The following is a 16297-nucleotide window of genomic DNA, read 5'->3' as shown; positions in this document are numbered from 1 at the left end:
ATCTGCCATCGCAAATGACGGCGACTATGGCAAGCCGGCCTAGAGCATGATCCCGAAAAGTGGAACCCGGTTTTCGGAAAAATCATGCTCAAACAGTGAGATAGAGCCCTATCCCGATTCCATCGGGATGGAACGGGCTCCAGGCTGGTGCCGACAAAAAGGGCGGTCATTGGCGACCGCCCTGATCTGAACCGGGCTTGGGAGGAGGATAGCCGGTCCGACTGTCTAGAATCATGCGCTTCCTCGGTTAACGAGACGTTAACTCGAAATGACGCCGGATTCTGGTCTCCTGGGTGCCGATGGGCTCTTTCGGCGCAGTCCCGGCCTTGGCCTTGCCTGACGCCGGCACCTTTGCCGCCGACACGGTCGCCTCGACATGGTCGACCAGCGCGTCCGGCAGCCCGAGGCGGCCGGCAAGCAGGTCGAGATAGCCGCGTTCGGCGCGTGTGTCGGGATCGATGGCGAGCCGCGACGCCGTGTAGAGCTCAAGCTTCTGCGCGTCGGTCTGGGCGCCGGCAACCAGCGTGTCCAGGTCGAGCGGGCTCTCCAGTTCCGACATCAGGAACTGCTCCGCTTCCGCGCCGATGCCTGCGACGCTGAGCTTGCCGGCAATCTTCTGGCGTTCCTCGTCGTCGACATGGCCGTCGGCCTTGGCCGCCGAAATCATCGCTCGCACCAGCGTCAACGTGAATTCGTCCTCGCCTTGCGGAGCCTGTGAGGGATGGAAGGCGGTATCGGCGGGCGGCGGCAACAGTTCCGGCTCGCCGGCAGCCGGCGTTTCGGCCGGCGCGTTGCCGCTCTTGTAGTTCTGGTAGGCCTTGTAGGCGAGGCCGCCGATCGCCGCCAGTCCGCCGAGCTTTACTGCGGTGCCGGTGACCTGGCGGCCGGCTCCTGTTCCAAGCAGCACTGCGGCCAGTGCACCGGCCGCAAGCGGATTGTCCTTGGCCATCTGTACGGCCTGCCCGGCCTTGTCGCGGACGGTGCCGCTGGTGCCGGGAATTTGCGAGCCGAGCAGATCGTCGAGAAGCTTCTTGGGGTCGAACATCTATGCCTCCAGAATTTTGCCCGCCAAACGGACAGGTTTCGAACGCCGAAGAGGTAGGGCCCGCACATTGACATTACAATGACGGGCGGGCGCTTTGCCGGCCGTGCCGGTAACGTCTCAAATTAAATCGACGTGTCGAAACCGGCCTCGGCGTCGAGTAAAGACTGACTGAATTGCCGCCACAGGAGGTGTCGCGATGAACGACGAAACAAGCCGTGAACCCGCGCGTGATCCTCAGGATCTGGAGCGCCTGCTGATTGCCCGACAGTGGGTGGGAGATGTCGACGGAATGGCGGCTCTTTTTGAGCCAGATGCCGTCGTCGATGGCGGTGAAGGCCAATTGACGCGTGGCCGGCAAGCCATCCGGGCGTTGTTTGCGGAGATCACCGCAACGGGCCGAAAATTTGCGTCCGGAGATCGGCGCCCGGCTGTCATCAATGGAGATTTGGCGCTGACCTCAACGAAGCTTCCCGATGGCACCATTACCACCGAGGTCGCGCGCCGGCAAAGCGACGAAACATGGCTTTGGGTTATCGATCGGTTCTCGGTTGCCTAGCCCAAAGCTAGCGTCCGATATGCGGGCCCCTGCCCTGCGCTTGTGCCAGCTCGACCTGGCGCTGGCGCTCTGCATAGCGGGCGCGATCCTCGTCCGAACGGGCATCGTAGCAATGCGGGCATGAGACGCCGGCGGCATATTTCGGCGACAGCCGATCCTGCCCTGTCAGCGGATGCCGGCAGGCGCGGCAGAGTTCGGCATCGCCCTCGGCCAGGCCGTGCGACACCGAAACGCGCTCGTCGAAGACGAAGCACTCGCCTTGCCAGAGGCTTTCCTCGGCCGGCACCTCTTCGAGATACTTCAGTATGCCGCCCCTCAAGTGAAACACATCCTGGAAGCCGAGCGACTTCACATAGGCCGTCGCCTTCTCGCAGCGTATGCCGCCGGTGCAGAACATGGCGACCTTGCGGCCGTCGAGTTCGCCGCGGTGCTGCTCTACCCAGGCCGGGAATTCGCGAAAGCTTGTGGTGTCGGGATCGACCGCGCACTTGAAGGTGCCGATCGACACTTCGTAGGCATTGCGCGTGTCGATGACGATGGTGTTTGCATCCGAGATCAGCGCGTTCCAGTCGGCTGGCGCGACATAGGTGCCGGCGCTTGTCGTAGGATCGATATCCCAAACGCCCATGGTGACGATCTCGCGCTTCAGCCGCACCTTCATGCGGTGGAACGGCATCTCCGCGGCACTGCTGTATTTGACCTCGAGGCCGGCGAGACCTTCGATGGACTCAAGGTGATCGATGAGTTGAGCAATGGCCTGCTCGCTGCCGGCAACCGTTCCGTTGATGCCCTCATGCGCCAGCAGCAGCGTGCCCTTGATGCTGCGTCCGCAGCAGAAAGCAGCGAGCGGCGCGCGCAGCGCCTCGAAGGTGTCGAGCCGAGCGAACCTGTAGAGCGCCGCAACGCGAAAAGGTTGATTGGACGAAGTCATCGCCAAAGCCACTAAACGCTTGCGAAAGCCGATTCAAGGCAAAGCCGGCGAGACAGTCTTTGCCTGGTTGCGTTGAGGTGCCGGTTTCTGGCCATACGTGACATCGCGACACGGCTCGTTTCGTGGACAGAAAAACTGCCTTCTGCTAATCGGTTGAATTGATCAATACCGGAGAGACAAAAATGCCCAGCAAGACCGAAAAGCTCCTGTCGCTCCTCAACGGCCAGCCGGTTATCCCGGTGCTGAAGATCGCCAATGTCACCGATGCCGTGCCGCTCGCCCGCGCTTTGGCCCGCGGCAGCCTGCCAGCGATCGAGATCACGCTGCGGACCGCCGATGCGCTGGAGGCGATCCGGCGGGTGGCCGGCGAGGTCGAGGACGCCATCGTTGGCGCCGGCACCATTCTCGACGCCAGCCAGTTCGACGAGGCGGCTGCGGCCGGCTCGAAATTCATTGTCAGCCCCGGTATCACCCGCGAGTTGCTGGCGGCGGCGAAGGACAGCGACGTTCCGTTGCTGCCCGGCGCCATCACACCCGGCGAGATCATGGCCGCCCGCGAAGCCGGCTTGCGTTTCCTGAAATTCTTCCCGGCCGAACAGTCGGGCGGCATCGCCTCGCTCAAGGCATTCGCCTCGCCGCTCGCCGATGTGAAATTCTGCCCGACCGGCGGCATCACCGGCAAGAACGCCGCCGACTATCTCAGCCTGCCCAACGTCATTTGCGTCGGTGGCTCCTGGGTGGCGCCGGACGACTTGGTCAAGGCAGGCAAGTGGGACGAGATCGAGGCACTTGCGCGGGCCGCGAGCAAACTCGGGAAGTAGGCGCTTTCGCAAGGCACGAAAAGGCCCGGTCGGCTTTTCGCTGACCGGTCTTGCTGCTTCGAATGCCATCAGTGGCAGACTTTGACCTTCTTGACGATCTTGTGGTGATGCCGCCATGTGGTGACCAGCTTGGTCCGGCAATGCTTTTTCATATGCATGTGATTGTCGGTTTTGACGACGATCGTTGCAGCCTGGGTCGGGGCGACGGCGGCAGAAGCCGTTGCCAATGCGATAACCGACGCCAATAGAATGTTCTTCATGGATATCCCCGTGTTTGAAGGTACCCACCGTAACCCGAAAAAGGGGTAGGTGTTCCTCCATCACGAGAAGTTTTGTCTTCCGTGATCTTGCAGGTTCGGGCCTGCGTCTGCGACGGCGATCGTTGATCGCCATTTGGTTCCCGCTCATGGGCTCGAACCACGATTCACGCCTTCAAAGGGCGCGTTTCACGTGATTCTCTCATTCGCCACCATTCGCATAAAGGCGTGAAATCCCTCGCTTTCTGGTTGACGCGTTCGCTGAAATACGTTGTCGTGCGCATGTGTATATTTGACGAATAGTAGACGAATGGTGCAGCGCAATGGCAAGAACGCTAGTCGAGTCTTCAATCACGACCAGGAATGCGCGCGCGGCCCTTGAAATCGGCATTCACTGGCGAGGGATCGATCCAGAGGTTCATCTTGGATATCGCAAAGGAAAGCGAGGCGGTGCTTGGTTGGTGCGCTGGCGCTGCGGGCGCGGATACAGGCAGAGCCCACTTGGAACCGCCGACGACGAGCTGCAGGCCGGAACCCTGAGCTACGAGGCCGCCCGGAAGGCCGCACGGGTGTTGGTCGAAGGGGCACGGATCGAAGTTGCCGCTACGGCCGGCAAACCCGCTCTAGATGTCCGCCACGTCGTCGAGGACCATATTTCCATGCGGGATGCGCGCGAGAGCAAGCGCGAGGGTCGAGCGGTCCGTTCTGACGCCAGCCGGCGGCTGGCGCGCCATATCTTGGGCCAGCCCGGGCGCGGAAAGCAGCTGCCAATCTTGCCGGCGCCACTCGCGTCGATATCTCTCTATTCGCTAAAGGAATCGGACCTTCTGGCGTGGCGCGAGGCGTTGCCGGTGGCGATGAAATTCGCGACCAGGCAGCGGCTCATCAATGACCTCAAATCGGCTCTGAACGGCGCGTATGCGACGCACCGAGAACGCCTCGATCCGATGCTGCCCGCAGTGATCAAGCATGGCCTGAAGCTCCAGCACGAAGATGACGAGCTCGCCCCGGTGGCGCGCGAAAACCAGATCCTTTCAGACGAGACTATCGGGCGATTGCTAACGGCCGCGCGCGATGTCGACCTAGAACAAGAGTGGGACGGTGATCTGTTTCGGTTGATGGTGATTCTTGCGGCGACCGGCGCTCGTTTTTCGCAAATTCAACGGATGCGGGTTGCAGACTGTCAGGCTGCAGGCGGGCGCCTTCTGGTCCCCTGTCAGCCGCAAGGGCCGCGGCGGAAAGACTGGTGTGATTCCTGTTCCTGTAGGCCATGATGTTTTCGATGCGCTGAAATCCGTGGCGACTGGACGCCACGACGACGCCAGACTTCTGGAGCGCTGGCATCATAGGCAGATCGCCGGCAGCATTTCATGGGAACGAGCGGAGCGCGGTGCTTGGCGATCGGCCAGCGAGTTGGCGAAGCCATGGCAGGCCATCCGTGACCGGGCAGAGCTTCCAGGCGTCATACCCTACGCATTTCGCCACAGCAGCATCGTGCGCGGGATCCGAGCCAATCTGCCCATTCGCTTGGTCGCCGCGTTACACGACACGTCGGTTCCTATGATCGAACGGCATTATGGCCGCTGGATCGTCGATGGCCTTGAGGAACTTGCGGCGCGGGCAGTCGTGCCGCTGGTCCCGTTGCAGCGAGCCGGTGCCAAGGTGATCTCGATCAAGGCCGGCTAGATCGACTGTCCTGCCCTTTCACAAGTATCGTATCGTAACCGAACCGGTTACTTTCGACGGTGGTGGCCATCTCGGCGACCGCTAACGAACAGTAGAAAATCTCAAATCGTTCAAAATAGGCCATGACAAAAAGGGGGGGTGGCGCTAGATTTTGCTGTAGGGCTTGAGTCGTGTGACCGAGGCCTGACCACCGAAACATGAGAATTGACGGCAAAAAGCGTCCTTCTTGGGCTAGCCGTCTGTTGAGCCGTGTCGAGCTAACGCTCGCCGCGGCTTTTTTGTTGCCGTGAAAGGGACGACGGTGAGAGCCCACTGAAACCCCAAGCCGTCGCGCCCATCGAGCCAACCTGCCAATCCGCTAGTCCCACTGAAGCGGTGACTTCGGACCACAATTCCTGATCTGACCCAGCCTCGTCGCACCCTGCGCCGGGGCTTTTTGTTGTTCCCTCAAGGCCGTGTCGAGCTGAGCGCTCGCGGCCTTTTCCGTTCCCCAGAAAGGGCACTACCATGCAACATGGCGACAGCCTTGCAACTCCGCGCGGCTACACGATTGAAGCGTTTTGCGCCGCCTTTGGCCTTGGGCGCACTTCCGCATTTGGTGAGATCAAGGGTGGGCGGCTGAAAGCCCGTAAAGTCGGCCGGCGCACTATCATCCTCGCCACCGATGCCGAGACCTGGGCAGCCTCTCTCCCCGAAAGAGCGGTCTAGGAGGCGGGAGGGCGCTATGATGTGGTCTCTGTCGATCTCCACGAGCGAAAAGAAGGGCCTCTACGCCTGGGCAAACACTGCTGCTCCCGCGAAGAGCCGAGACGCATGCGGGCTGTAATCGAATTCTGCGACGAGAAGGGTGTAACCCACCTCGGCACGCGCGACCTGGCGATGCACATCCCTTGTTCGAAGAGGGCCTTCCGCCGGGCCTTGGCCGGGCTCGAGCATCTCGGCCTCGTATCGCGGCTGCGCCGGCACGACAAGCGCGGCACGCGATATGTGATCCAGATTCTACCGATCACGGCCATGACGTCATGGGCGAACCTGGTGGACAGCGCTTCGAGATCGCGATGAGTGCTGCCGAGGGAAAGACCTACGCCGCAGTTCCTGCCCGTGCAATCGGCGACAAGCGACTATCTGCAGAGGATTGCCGAGTGCTTATGGTTGTTGCGATTCACGATCGGCTTGGAGCCAATGGTATCGGTTGTTATGCCGGCCATCCCCGGCTTGCCGACTTGGTCGGATGCCACGAAAAGAGCCTCTCACGCTCCCTGGCGTGGCTCAGGCAGTGCGGCTACATCGAGATCAGCAATCACCCACTGAACGGAAGGCAGCGTGTTTACCGTGTTCTCTACACCGAGTGGGACAACGACTATTTCCGCTCGAAGCCGGAGAAGGGTAGCAAATCTGCTACCCAAAAGTCGGGACCTAAGCAGGTAGCAGAATTGCTACCTAATACAGCGTGGAACGGTAACAGCCTCGTTGCGGGAAAGGTAGCAAGCGAGGACAAGAACTCAAAAGAAAATCAACATGTTAGCTCTGGCAATATATTCAGTGAAACTGAAATAGATCCCGTAAAACGGGAAATACATCCTGCCGAAGCAGCGAGGCTGCCAAGGGGCAGCATCTCGGATGCGGTCCCGGGAAAAAGCTTGGGAGCGATGCTGGGCATCATCGAACGCAAGTTGCAGCACGGGATGAATGGAGGCGAGGCCAAGCGCCAGCTGGCGTGGATAGACCGGCAGCTCGACAGCGGCAACATCACTCTCGACACCGATTATCAGCGGGCCATTCGGCTTCGGAACTCGCTCACGGGGCGCTCGGATGCAGCTTGAACTGGATTTGCGGGCCAAGCTCCTGGCGTTTCCCCTCTTGAGGCAGGCGGCCGAGGTCCGCCAAGTCGCACGCCGGCTGGACGCGATCCACGGCGTCGAGGCGGGAGCCTACTGGCGCAGCGTGGTGGAGGACCTCGATCGCCGACTGTCGAGTTTTGGCCTTGCTCGCGAGCAGATCGACATCGAGCTCTGGGCTTTCTTCGATGCCGTGCAGACCGAGTTGCTGCGCCAATGCGACGGCGGCTCGCCGCAGAAAGGGCTTACCAGGTGAACCAGGCTGAATTTATCCGCTACGCCCGCGAGCGGGCCATCCAGCGCCAGCGAGATGGCTTCGAGGAGCGTGTGGCCTCCAGGACGCCGGAGCAGAAGGCGCGTGTCCCGCAGCCTATGAGAGATTTTGCCAAGAGCACACTGCGGCGAAACAGGCAGAGGCAAATCGCCCGTACAGAGGTTTTCCGCACCCCCGGCCTTCACTCACTACCGGCGAAGGGCTCCGCGCGATCCCTGCGTTGAACTGATAGCATCGAGAGGGTTTCCAAACCCGTCAAATGTCGCTGGCCTCATTTCGAGGCGGTGGGCGCTTCGCAGAAAATGTTCCATGCCGGGAACAGTTTTCATTGCTGCTGGCGAGCCGGATCTGGGGCTGCATAAATTTATGAAGCCCCCACAGGCAGACACTTCGCAGCCTGAAACCGTTCCATGCCGGGAACGGTTTTCAGTCTGGTCACCAGCCGCGACCTCGAGCACCCATTCGGCAATGGTGGTCAACGGCGTTGACCACGCTGGCATTCATCACAACGCCGTACCAAGGCGTAAATTGAATGTTGGCGAACGCCAATGAACTAATGAAATCAATGCGTTAAGCCAAATTTCGTGCTAATAATGGTGCACCACCAATTTGCCTCGCGCGCGCCTGTGAGTGTCGCGAAATGTCGTGAAATTGGAGGAATGGTGATGGCGAAGCGCGGACGGAAACCGAAGCTCTCAATCGCGAGAGCAAAGCAAGCCCTTGAACAGGCCGGGGCTATACGAACGATCGCTGCCAAAAAGCTGAGCGTGCATCGGTCCACCCTTTGTTCATTCATGAACAAGCATCCAAGCCTTCAGGCATTCGCTGACGAGATTGAGGAAGTCCTGAAAGACGATGCCGAGAACCAGGTGGTCCTAGCGATCCGTGCCGGCGATATGACGACAATCAGATGGTACTTGGAATTGAAGGGCAAGGATCGCGGCTACGTGCGGCGCGTCGAGAGCACGGGCAAGGATGGCGGCCCGGTTGAGACGTTGCCGAAGATGGACCTGACCGTGCTGACCGACGAAGAGCTCGAAATCATGTTGAGGGCGGCCGAGCGGCGCGAAGCAAAAGAAGCCGAAGCCAAAGCCCACCTGAAAGCGGCTTAGAGGCCGAAAAAGATATCCGGAAGGAAACGATCATGACGTGCCGAATGCTGACCGAAGAATTGACAACGCCACCCGCTAGACCGCCAAAGGATCATCTCCCCCTTTGACGGTCTACCTGCTGCAGCCTGGCACCTGGCAGCCGCTTCATTTCGTGAGGTTGATCTGGACGCCAGGCTTGGCCGTGGCGCGCACCATCGTCGTGGGCGCCGAACGTTTCTTCACCGATACAGGCCACGGGTAAGCGGTTCGCGACCGCGGTGGCTACCATGCCGCCGTAGCTATGGCCAAGAAGGACGATGTCGTGAAGATCCTCGACTTCGATCACGGAGAGGATGTCCTTGATGTGGAGGTCGAGACCAAAATGCGAACCAGTCAGATGCGCCCGCTCCCCAAGACCAGTTGAGCGTGGGCGTCACCAGTTCATGTCCAAGGTCGTGCATCCGGCCGCGCATCTTTTGCCACGCCCAGCCCGCAGACCACGCGCCATGAACACAAGAACAGTGCTCATTCGCTCCTTCCTTGGTGGCGAGCGGCTGCCAGAATGACCGACACGATCACTATAGCATTTCACCCAAAGCCGCCCCAGACCGGATGTCCAAATCAGTGCCAGAAGCCGAATTGAGGAACCGGAAAGCGAAGCCCAAGTTGAATTTGCATGGTCCAGGATCGTAGATTGGGCCGGATAACGTTCGAGCAACACATGAGCACCTCCCCATCACTGATTGCCGAGTGGCCGTTATCGCCATCAGCGACGCTTGGGTCCGCGGTGCGCACGAAAGGGATCGAGCGCGAATTGCGCGCCCGCCTGCCGTGGGCGGTAAGGAAGTACGTCAAAGCCGAGACGGGTCGCATTGCATTACGCATGGGCGAAGACGACGCAGAAGAGTTCGATGCCGCCTCGGACAAGATCGCGAAGACGCTTGAAACCATTGAGGTGCTGCCGGTTCTGCCGCGCGAGGCAGAGGATGTCCTCACGATCTCTTCACGCGAGCGGCACAAGTGGCTCAAAGATGGTCGATTGCAAAGCATCGGCACGCGCACAGTGAAGATGCGGGGGCGGTCGAAGGCCGTCACCTTCCATGTCTTCGACCCGCGGCACATCGAAGACGTTCTCCACCGTGACCTGGCGACCGTCTGGAGAGATGAGGATGCGCAGGAGGTCGCCGAAAACAGGCGACGCGGTGCGGGCAAGGCCGCACTGACGCGTGCTGGAACGGGCAACGCCGCGATTGCCAGGAAGGTCCGGAAAGGAAGTGCTTCACAGCCAAAGTTGGAAGGCTGGGACGCGTTCGAAGAAATGGGATTGCTTCGCTAACATTGCGATAGTGAAGCGTGACGGATAGTGGGCCGGAAGCGGTCCGACCGGTTCTAGTAAGAACGCGGGAGAATGCAGACATTAAATCCGGTGGGTTCGAAGTCTCGAACTGACCCGATGCTGCCGGCTAAGGCGATGACGACGCTTTGCGCCAGGAGCTGCCATTCCCGGCGCTTCTCCAATGCTGACCTTCGCGCTACGCTTCCAACTCATAAGGCGGATCTAGCGATTGATGACGCCTTCGCGCCACGAGCGGCCACCGACTCAAACGTGAATATCGCGACCAGCCCCTTAGGGCAGCTAAGCCGCCCCTTTTCAAACCGTTGCTTACCTCCCTAACTGACATATTGCCTCGCTAGGCGACTGTAAGGTCGGACCGTGTCGGGCTCGCCCGCCGCGCCGCCGAAACCGGGCGCCCGCTATTTGTGCTGTGGCTCGACGCGCATTCGGACTTCCACACGCTCGAAACCACCGCCAGCGGCAATCTGCATGGTGTTCCGCTCGCTTACGCTAGCGGCCAGCCGGGTTTTAGCGGCTATTTTCCGGATCTACCCGTGGCGGTCGATCCCACGCGCATCGTAACCCTCGGTGACGGCCGCCTTACCAGGAGAGCGGCTATCGCTCCGGACGGTGCGACAGAGTCTCAAATTCCGGGACTAAAAGCCTATGATGGACCGGATACATACTGCCGCCAGTTGTGACGTTCCTTGAAGCCCAGGACCTCGCGGATCTTGCGATTGGAGAGCGGAGCCTCCGAGGCCTCCAATTTCCGGGAGAGGGGAGTATCGGGCGCCCATTTACGCAGGAATTCCGCCGTAGGCTCATATGCGGTGATTTCGTCGTTGACGGCATTGAATACCTGAAAGCCGAGACCGTCCCTACGGACGCCAAGATCGACGATCTGACCCAAATCGCGCGCGTCGATGTAGCTCCAGGCATTTCGTTTGCGCGATGGCGGATCAGCCAGAAAACCCGGGAAGCGCTCATACTCGTGCGGTTCGATGACATTGCCGATGCGCAAGGCGTAGATATCGGCGCCTGAGCGCATGGCAAAGGCGCGGGCGGTCTTCTCGTTGACGACCTTAGACAAGCCGTAGCTGTCCATCGGGTCGACGTCATAGTCTTCCTCGAGCGGGAAGGTCTTGTAATCCTTATCCCCTTCCGCGAAGCAGACACCATAGGTCGTCTCACTGGACGCGATGATGATCTTGCGGATGCCGAGCTTTGTCGCCGCCTCGATGACATTGTAGGTCGAAGCGACATTGGCCTGGAAGGTGACGTTGTCGGGGCGCAGCAACAAGGCGGGAATGGCGGCAAAATGCACGATAGCATCCACCGGTGCGGGCCCCTTGCCGGTGGTGAGCCCGCTGCTGTCGAAATGCATCGACAGCGCGTTGAAGGTCTGCCCGCTGTCGGTGAGATCGGTGATCAACGTCCTGACACCGGGATGGGCGAACGGTACCAGATCGAGGTTGAGTACGTCGTGGCCGCGCTCCAGCAAGTAGGGAATTGCGTGCCGGCCGGCCTTGCCGGTGCCGCCGGTAAAGATGATGCGCTTGCCTGGGGTATCGGATGCGGACATGCTGAGACTCCTTTGATGTTTATCGATGCGGTTGGCGTGCCGCCAAAGTCAGCGGCCACCCTCGATCTTGCGGTGGCGCTGGCTTATGCCGCCCGTTCCATAGGGATATTCCGACATTTCCGGTTTGCTCGCCGCGTTGAGTTTGGCAATGTTCTCGTCCGTCAGCCTCAGCTTGGCCGCACCGAGATTGTCGGCCAGTTGCTCTCGTGTCCGGGCCCCGAGAACAACCGACGTGACCGCTGGCTGTGCGGCGACCCATGCCAGCGCGACCTGCGCCATGCTCGCCCCAAGCGCTTTTGCGGTATCTTCCACCGCCCCAATCACGTTCCAGGTGATTGGCTTGGCGTTGCGGGCGTCGAACGCTTCCATGCCGCGTTTGGGATTTTCGCCAAGGCGCGTGGCGCCCGCCGGCATCTGGTCGCGCTTGTATTTGCCTGAGAGCCATCCGCCGCCCAGCGGCGACCACGGCAGAAGGCCTATACCGGCGTCGAGCGCGGCCGGTACAAGCTCATGCTCGATGTCGCGGACCAGCAGGCTGTACTGTGGTTGTAGCGTCACGGGTGGCGTGTAGCCATTGGCTTTGGCCAGCCACACCGCCTTGGTCAGATGCCAACCCAGGAAGTTCGAGAACCCGTAATAGGCGATCTTGCCGTTGCGGATCGAGTCGTCGAGAAAGCGCAGCGTCTCCTCCAGCGGCGTTAGCGCGTCCCAGGCGTGCATCTGGTAAAGATCAACCTGCTCGACGCCCAGGCGTTTGAGCGAGGCATCGAGCGCCGCCCCAAGATGCTTGCGCGACAGGCCGAGATCGTTCGGCCCCGCGCCCATGGGAAAACGACCCTTGGTGGCGATCACCAGATCCTTGGCGGTTCCTGGCTTGCTCTTGAGCCAACGGCCGATGATTTCCTCTGACACGCCGGCGCTGTAGACGTCGGCCGTATCGATGAAATTGCCGCCGGCCTCGACATAATCATCCATAAGCGCGAACGATGTGGCTTCGTCGGACTCGTGCCCAAAAGTCATGGTGCCGAGGCAATAGGCCGAGACGACGGCGCCACTATTGCCGAGCTTGCGATAGTCCATGTTCTTGCTCCTTCAGGGATCTCAATCGGGCCTATCGCGTTGCCGGCCCGATGCCATCGTCTTCTGGCCATCAGCGCGCTATGAAGGCGTTGTTTTGTTTGCTTTCGCCTTGTTCAGACGTTGCGTCCGTCAGCGACTGCCCGGTTCGGCACCGAGAATATCGCGCACCATCCGATCGTTCAGGCTGCCTTTGATTGAGCCCGCCAGAGGTCGACCCCGCCCTCGGTTGCGTACCCGTCGATTTTGCGGAGTTCTTCGGCATTGAATTCGAGATTCTCTAAAGCGCCGAGGGAATCATCGAGTTGGGCCACGTTGCGCGCGCCTACCAGCGCGCTTGTTATGCGCGTATCTCGCAAGGTCCACGCGATCGCCATCTGGGCAAGTGTCTGCCCGCGGTCGCTTGCGATCGCGTTCAGTCCGCGGACACGCTCTATGTTTGCATCACTCAGCAACTTTGTGTCGAATGAGCCGCCACGCGCTGCACGCGCGCCGTCTGGGACGCCATTCAGATACTTTGATGTCAACAACCCCTGAGCCAAAGGCGAAAATGCGATACAGCCGGCACCAAGCTCTTCCAGCGTATCGAGCAACCCGTCCTCAATCCAGCGATTCAGCATGGAGTAGGAGGGTTGGTGGATAAAGAGCGGAATTCCTTCCGCGCGCAGGACGCGCTCGGCTTCCCTGGTCCGATCTGGCCCATACGATGAAATGCCGACGTAGAGCGCCTTGCCTTGCCGCACCATCTGCACGAGCGCGGCGATGGTTTCTTCGAGCGGAACATCTAATGTCGGGCGGTGGGAATAGAAGATATCGACATATTCGACACCCATTCGCTTCAGGCTCTGTTCGAGCGATGCAAGCAGGTGCTTGCGGGATCCACCCGCGCCATAAGGCCCCGGCCACATATCCCAACCGGCTTTTGAGGAGATGATCATCTCGTCGCGGTGGCTCGAAAAATCCCTTTTGAGGACCAGTCCGAAATTCTCTTCCGCCGACCCGTATGGCGGGCCATAATTGTTCGCCAGGTCGAAATGAGTGACGCCCTTGTCGAAGGCACGCCGGATCACCGACCGGCCAGTCTCGAAGACATCTTGACCACCGAAGTTCTGCCACAGCCCCAACGAAATCGGCGGGAGCTTCAGCCCCGACCGACCACAGCGGCGGTAGGCAATCGCGTCGTATCTCTTGGCATCTGCAACGTACATTCAAGCCTCGTATTTGCATTGCATGCGCCATTCCGGTCCTTCGGCCGCGCAGCATTCGAGAGATTGAATAGCATCGTCGATTAATGAATCAATAGGTGATAGGTAATCGGATCAATGATCTGTGCTCATCGATGACCGCTCGATTGTCACCCATCTTCCGACCTCAGCCACTTCATTTCAGTGGATTGATATCGCGTATCACCTGAATGAGGGCACTGATCCCGAAGGGTAGTTGTCGGCGACTCGAGTAGTACATGGACAATGGTGGGCCGATTGAAGACCATTGCGGCAGTGCCACTTCCAGCCGTCCCGCCGCAAGGTGAGGGCTCGCGAGCTTTTCCAGGCAATAAAACAGACCAATACCGTCGATCGCAGCATTGATGGCGAAAGCCGACTCACTTGAGATGAGCGAGCCAGGAACGTCGATCTCGCGCCGATCGTCGCCGTGCTCGAATTCCCATTTGTAAATCTGCCCTCGCCCCGTGCGGATGCGGATACATTGATGAAAATGAAGATCGTCAGGCAATTCCGGCCGACCGTGGCGCTCGAAGTAAGCCGGTGCACCGACGACCACCCACTTGAGTGGTGGCGTCAATGGAATGGCGATCATGTCCTCCGGTATCGTGCCACCATATCTGAGACCGGCGTCGAAGCCTTCCGCTGTCACGTCGACGAAGTGATCGTCGACCGCAATCTCCAATTCAATGTTGGGGAAGCGCTGCACGAAGATCGGCAATGCCGGGCGCAGGAGTAAAGTCGACGCATCGCGCAGTACATTCAACCGCACACTACCGGCGGTCCCTTCGTGGTGCCCGTGCAGTTCTTCCAAGCCGGAATTGATAAGATCGAGGCCAGCACTCACTTTTTCGGCAAGCGCGCTTCCTGCCACTGTTGGAGCAACACTTCGGCTTGTACGGTTTAGCAGTCTTACACCAAGTCGCTCTTCAAGCGCTTTCACCCGGTGGCTGAGTGCTGATGCGGTTACGCCGAGATTGTCCGCCGCCTTTCTAAAACTGCGATACTGTACGATGAGCAGGAATATCGAAAGGTCGTACACTTCAGCGCGACTGAGCGGCATCACAACTCCCAATACTTAGATCGCCACGGCCTGAGCGTTGGTGCAGAGACAAAAAAATCACTGATGTGGCATCAAGCGGACGAGATCGAAATCCTCACGATCGATCCACTATGCTACAGAAAAATAACGCCGCCGCCGCGGGTGTGCCGGTCAGATCCTCAAACGACTCCACGAGCACCCGGGGCGTTTCCGGCGCGCCCGAACTGGCTGAGGGCCACCACCATGCCAATACAGATGCTCCTGCCGCGAGAAGGGCCACAAGGGCGGCCGGCAGCAGCAGTCGCGACGTCAACCGCCGAACCCGAGGTTCAGCGATAGCTGCAGAACCAACGGGCCCCCGTGGGTCTGGCAACACCGGTTGCGAGCGGAGCGAGAAGACAGGAACGTAGCCACCCTTAGGAATCGTGATGAGAATTGGGTCGGTGTGTCCGGACGTCAGATAATAACGCTCGAGCGCACGCCTGAGGTGGCCAGCCTCGATGCGGACGATCGGATCCGTCTGGGGGTCGAACGATTGACTGCGGCCGAACACTTCAACCGCAATCGAATAGGCCTTGATGCGATCGCCTCGTCCCGCCAATGTCTCCTCAACCACATGGCTGAGGAAGCGCGGCTTACGGCCAGTGGCATCGAAGTCCGTGCTGTAGAGGATCAGGGCAAGTTGGGCGCGACAAGCATCGGCGGGGAGCACATCCTCCCCAGGTGGCGACGTTTCCGCCTCGATCGCCATGTCTTGTTCCCCCGCAACCGCTTGTTGTTGTGCGGTTACATGCTTGTCCACGTAACTTACCTTCTGCTGCGGTCACTTTGCAATACGATTGCGTCAGGTCGATGAACTGGCGTCATGAACACAAACGACGGATGTCTGACAGGTACCAAGCGGTCTCGGCGGCAGTGCGCCGGTTCCCTCAGTTTGAACTGACGATCCATCGGCTGATGGACCGAAGTGAGAGCTTTCTCGACATTTGCGAGGAACTCGCGGATGCAGAGTACGCGCTTTCGAAGGTCGCCGAGCCCTCGCCGGCATTGTGCGCGGCCAGACGAACCGAATGGCAAGAACTCATAGACCGATTGGTCGGTGAGGTAGGAGCAGAATTGCTGAACAGCGATGCCGCCGTGAGATCGCGTCTGAATCCTTCGCCACCACGGTAAGCTGGCGGTCTTTCGGCGCACTAGGAGTCGGTGGCCCCATGATCTAGATGATCTGACTATCACACAGAAAGGTATTTCGGGGCAGGAGTACGCCTGCAAAACAACAAAGTCCAAGAAGAGCAAGGGCGGCTGGAATCTCACCCTATCGTGCGCCGGCGAGGGCGAAGAATACACAACCAACGCCACCTTCCTCTTGCTGAGGAACGGACGTCTCCGCCAAACCATCAAAGGTCAGGCAACGGAATTCCGGCGTTGCCGCAGCGCGTCTTCGGAAGTGCCGCCAAAAAAACTGACCGGAGCCAAGTTAGACACCCCGTGGGGTCGCCTCACGCCCAGACAATTCACCTTAAGATGCGTCGAGTGTT

Annotated in this window: 18 protein-coding genes and 2 pseudogenes; 11 read left to right on the top strand and 9 right to left on the bottom strand. The window is 59.9% G+C overall.

The features are described 5' to 3' along the window. Window positions 1-247: 247 nt before the first annotated feature. Complete coding sequence (locus LHFGNBLO_RS14915; protein WP_258608529.1) at window positions 248-1045, bottom strand: tellurite resistance TerB family protein; 798 nt, start codon at window positions 1043-1045, stop codon at window positions 248-250. A 196-nt stretch (window positions 1046-1241) separates the two neighbouring features. On the opposite strand from LHFGNBLO_RS14915, the gene LHFGNBLO_RS14910 reads away from it, so the two are divergent. Further along, window positions 1242-1601: a YybH family protein gene (locus LHFGNBLO_RS14910; RefSeq protein WP_258608527.1), complete on the top strand. Its 360-nt coding sequence runs from the start codon at window positions 1242-1244 to the stop codon at window positions 1599-1601. 7 nt (window positions 1602-1608) lie between these two features. Here LHFGNBLO_RS14910 and LHFGNBLO_RS14905 read toward each other — a convergent pair whose 3' ends face one another. Next, the gene (locus tag LHFGNBLO_RS14905) at window positions 1609-2532 is read right to left on the bottom strand and encodes a rhodanese-related sulfurtransferase (protein WP_413774686.1); all 924 of its coding nucleotides are present in this window, start codon (window positions 2530-2532) and stop codon (window positions 1609-1611) included. A gap of 182 nt (window positions 2533-2714) precedes the next feature. Between LHFGNBLO_RS14905 and LHFGNBLO_RS14900 the strand changes: the two genes are divergently transcribed. Then, window positions 2715-3353 carry a 2-dehydro-3-deoxy-phosphogluconate aldolase gene (locus tag LHFGNBLO_RS14900; RefSeq protein WP_258608525.1) on the top strand — a complete coding sequence of 213 codons (639 nt, stop codon included), beginning with the start codon at window positions 2715-2717 and terminating at the stop codon, window positions 3351-3353. Window positions 3354-3421: 68 nt separating this feature from the next. Here LHFGNBLO_RS14900 and LHFGNBLO_RS14895 read toward each other — a convergent pair whose 3' ends face one another. Further along, entirely contained in the window at window positions 3422-3613 is a 192-nt protein-coding gene (locus LHFGNBLO_RS14895) for a hypothetical protein (protein WP_258608523.1), read from the bottom strand. Between the two features lie 320 nt (window positions 3614-3933). On the opposite strand from LHFGNBLO_RS14895, the gene LHFGNBLO_RS14890 reads away from it, so the two are divergent. The 7 genes from LHFGNBLO_RS14890 to LHFGNBLO_RS14860 all read left to right on the top strand — a co-directional run bounded on the left by LHFGNBLO_RS14890 (window position 3934) and on the right by LHFGNBLO_RS14860 (window position 8520). After that, a complete protein-coding gene (locus tag LHFGNBLO_RS14890) occupies window positions 3934-4884 on the top strand; it encodes a hypothetical protein (protein WP_258608521.1) in 951 nt (316 codons plus the stop codon). Window positions 4885-5170: 286 nt separating this feature from the next. Continuing rightward, a complete protein-coding gene (locus LHFGNBLO_RS14885) occupies window positions 5171-5296 on the top strand; it encodes a hypothetical protein (RefSeq protein WP_258608519.1) in 126 nt (41 codons plus the stop codon). Window positions 5297-5803: 507 nt separating this feature from the next. Continuing rightward, window positions 5804-6004 carry a DNA-binding protein gene (locus LHFGNBLO_RS14880; protein ID WP_258608517.1) on the top strand — a complete coding sequence of 67 codons (201 nt, stop codon included), beginning with the start codon at window positions 5804-5806 and terminating at the stop codon, window positions 6002-6004. 105 nt (window positions 6005-6109) lie between these two features. Continuing rightward, window positions 6110-6358 carry a hypothetical protein gene (locus tag LHFGNBLO_RS14875; protein WP_258608516.1) on the top strand — a complete coding sequence of 83 codons (249 nt, stop codon included), beginning with the start codon at window positions 6110-6112 and terminating at the stop codon, window positions 6356-6358. After that, window positions 6319-7119: a helix-turn-helix domain-containing protein gene (locus tag LHFGNBLO_RS14870; protein WP_258608514.1), complete on the top strand. Its 801-nt coding sequence runs from the start codon at window positions 6319-6321 to the stop codon at window positions 7117-7119. The genes LHFGNBLO_RS14875 and LHFGNBLO_RS14870 overlap by 40 nt, the downstream gene beginning before the upstream one ends. Then, window positions 7109-7390 carry a DUF6074 family protein gene (locus tag LHFGNBLO_RS14865; protein WP_258608512.1) on the top strand — a complete coding sequence of 94 codons (282 nt, stop codon included), beginning with the start codon at window positions 7109-7111 and terminating at the stop codon, window positions 7388-7390. Before LHFGNBLO_RS14870 ends, LHFGNBLO_RS14865 begins: the two co-directional genes overlap by 11 nt. A gap of 683 nt (window positions 7391-8073) precedes the next feature. Continuing rightward, window positions 8074-8520, top strand: a complete 447-nt coding sequence (locus LHFGNBLO_RS14860) for a hypothetical protein (RefSeq protein ID WP_258608510.1) — start codon at window positions 8074-8076, stop codon at window positions 8518-8520. 91 nt (window positions 8521-8611) lie between these two features. Here LHFGNBLO_RS14860 and LHFGNBLO_RS33470 read toward each other — a convergent pair whose 3' ends face one another. Beyond that, the gene (locus tag LHFGNBLO_RS33470) at window positions 8612-8845 is read right to left on the bottom strand and encodes an alpha/beta hydrolase (protein WP_319944224.1); all 234 of its coding nucleotides are present in this window, start codon (window positions 8843-8845) and stop codon (window positions 8612-8614) included. 375 nt (window positions 8846-9220) lie between these two features. Here LHFGNBLO_RS33470 and LHFGNBLO_RS14850 point away from each other — a divergent pair, with 375 nt between their 5' ends. Both LHFGNBLO_RS14850 and LHFGNBLO_RS14845 read left to right on the top strand, forming a co-directional pair. Beyond that, window positions 9221-9835 (top strand): hypothetical protein, encoded by a 615-nt coding sequence (locus LHFGNBLO_RS14850; RefSeq protein ID WP_258608508.1) that lies wholly within the window; start codon window positions 9221-9223, stop codon window positions 9833-9835. A gap of 383 nt (window positions 9836-10218) precedes the next feature. Next, window positions 10219-10425 (top strand): annotated as a pseudogene (locus tag LHFGNBLO_RS14845) (arginase family protein); the annotation flags it as partial. Window positions 10426-10499: 74 nt separating this feature from the next. Here LHFGNBLO_RS14845 and LHFGNBLO_RS14840 read toward each other — a convergent pair. The 5 genes and pseudogenes from LHFGNBLO_RS14840 to LHFGNBLO_RS14820 form a co-directional block, all read right to left on the bottom strand. Continuing rightward, window positions 10500-11417, bottom strand: a complete 918-nt coding sequence (locus tag LHFGNBLO_RS14840; protein WP_258608506.1) for an NAD-dependent epimerase/dehydratase family protein — start codon at window positions 11415-11417, stop codon at window positions 10500-10502. 48 nt (window positions 11418-11465) lie between these two features. Next, on the bottom strand, window positions 11466-12497 hold the full coding sequence (locus LHFGNBLO_RS14835; protein WP_258601362.1) for an aldo/keto reductase: 1032 nt from the start codon (window positions 12495-12497) through the stop codon (window positions 11466-11468). 179 nt (window positions 12498-12676) lie between these two features. Further along, entirely contained in the window at window positions 12677-13702 is a 1026-nt protein-coding gene (gene mgrA, locus LHFGNBLO_RS14830) for an L-glyceraldehyde 3-phosphate reductase (RefSeq protein WP_258608505.1), read from the bottom strand. Window positions 13703-13874: 172 nt separating this feature from the next. Further along, window positions 13875-14780: a LysR family transcriptional regulator gene (locus LHFGNBLO_RS14825; RefSeq protein WP_258608503.1), complete on the bottom strand. Its 906-nt coding sequence runs from the start codon at window positions 14778-14780 to the stop codon at window positions 13875-13877. Window positions 14781-15135: 355 nt separating this feature from the next. Further along, window positions 15136-15510 (bottom strand): annotated as a pseudogene (locus LHFGNBLO_RS14820) (hypothetical protein); the annotation flags it as partial. Between the last annotated feature and the right edge of the window lie 787 nt (window positions 15511-16297).

The organism is Mesorhizobium sp. AR10 (assembly GCF_024746795.1).
Classification (GTDB): domain Bacteria; phylum Pseudomonadota; class Alphaproteobacteria; order Rhizobiales; family Rhizobiaceae; genus Mesorhizobium.
Note: the sequence above shows the minus strand (reverse complement) of the source record. Positions and strands in the feature narration are given on the sequence as shown.

Coding starts and splice junctions, on each gene's coding strand:
- LHFGNBLO_RS14915 (WP_258608529.1), bottom strand. CDS start 1,045: ATGTTCGACCCCAAGAAGCTTCTCGACGATCTGCTCGGCTCGCAAATT.
- LHFGNBLO_RS14910 (WP_258608527.1), top strand. CDS start 1,242: ATGAACGACGAAACAAGCCGTGAACCCGCGCGTGATCCTCAGGATCTG.
- LHFGNBLO_RS14905 (WP_413774686.1), bottom strand. CDS start 2,532: ATGACTTCGTCCAATCAACCTTTTCGCGTTGCGGCGCTCTACAGGTTC.
- LHFGNBLO_RS14900 (WP_258608525.1), top strand. CDS start 2,715: ATGCCCAGCAAGACCGAAAAGCTCCTGTCGCTCCTCAACGGCCAGCCG.
- LHFGNBLO_RS14895 (WP_258608523.1), bottom strand. CDS start 3,613: ATGAAGAACATTCTATTGGCGTCGGTTATCGCATTGGCAACGGCTTCT.
- LHFGNBLO_RS14890 (WP_258608521.1), top strand. CDS start 3,934: ATGGCAAGAACGCTAGTCGAGTCTTCAATCACGACCAGGAATGCGCGC.
- LHFGNBLO_RS14885 (WP_258608519.1), top strand. CDS start 5,171: ATGATCGAACGGCATTATGGCCGCTGGATCGTCGATGGCCTTGAGGAA.
- LHFGNBLO_RS14880 (WP_258608517.1), top strand. CDS start 5,804: ATGCAACATGGCGACAGCCTTGCAACTCCGCGCGGCTACACGATTGAA.
- LHFGNBLO_RS14875 (WP_258608516.1), top strand. CDS start 6,110: ATGCGGGCTGTAATCGAATTCTGCGACGAGAAGGGTGTAACCCACCTC.
- LHFGNBLO_RS14870 (WP_258608514.1), top strand. CDS start 6,319: ATGGGCGAACCTGGTGGACAGCGCTTCGAGATCGCGATGAGTGCTGCC.
- LHFGNBLO_RS14865 (WP_258608512.1), top strand. CDS start 7,109: ATGCAGCTTGAACTGGATTTGCGGGCCAAGCTCCTGGCGTTTCCCCTC.
- LHFGNBLO_RS14860 (WP_258608510.1), top strand. CDS start 8,074: ATGGCGAAGCGCGGACGGAAACCGAAGCTCTCAATCGCGAGAGCAAAG.
- LHFGNBLO_RS14850 (WP_258608508.1), top strand. CDS start 9,221: ATGAGCACCTCCCCATCACTGATTGCCGAGTGGCCGTTATCGCCATCA.
- LHFGNBLO_RS14840 (WP_258608506.1), bottom strand. CDS start 11,417: ATGTCCGCATCCGATACCCCAGGCAAGCGCATCATCTTTACCGGCGGC.
- LHFGNBLO_RS14835 (WP_258601362.1), bottom strand. CDS start 12,497: ATGGACTATCGCAAGCTCGGCAATAGTGGCGCCGTCGTCTCGGCCTAT.
- mgrA (WP_258608505.1), bottom strand. CDS start 13,702: ATGTACGTTGCAGATGCCAAGAGATACGACGCGATTGCCTACCGCCGC.
- LHFGNBLO_RS14825 (WP_258608503.1), bottom strand. CDS start 14,780: ATGCCGCTCAGTCGCGCTGAAGTGTACGACCTTTCGATATTCCTGCTC.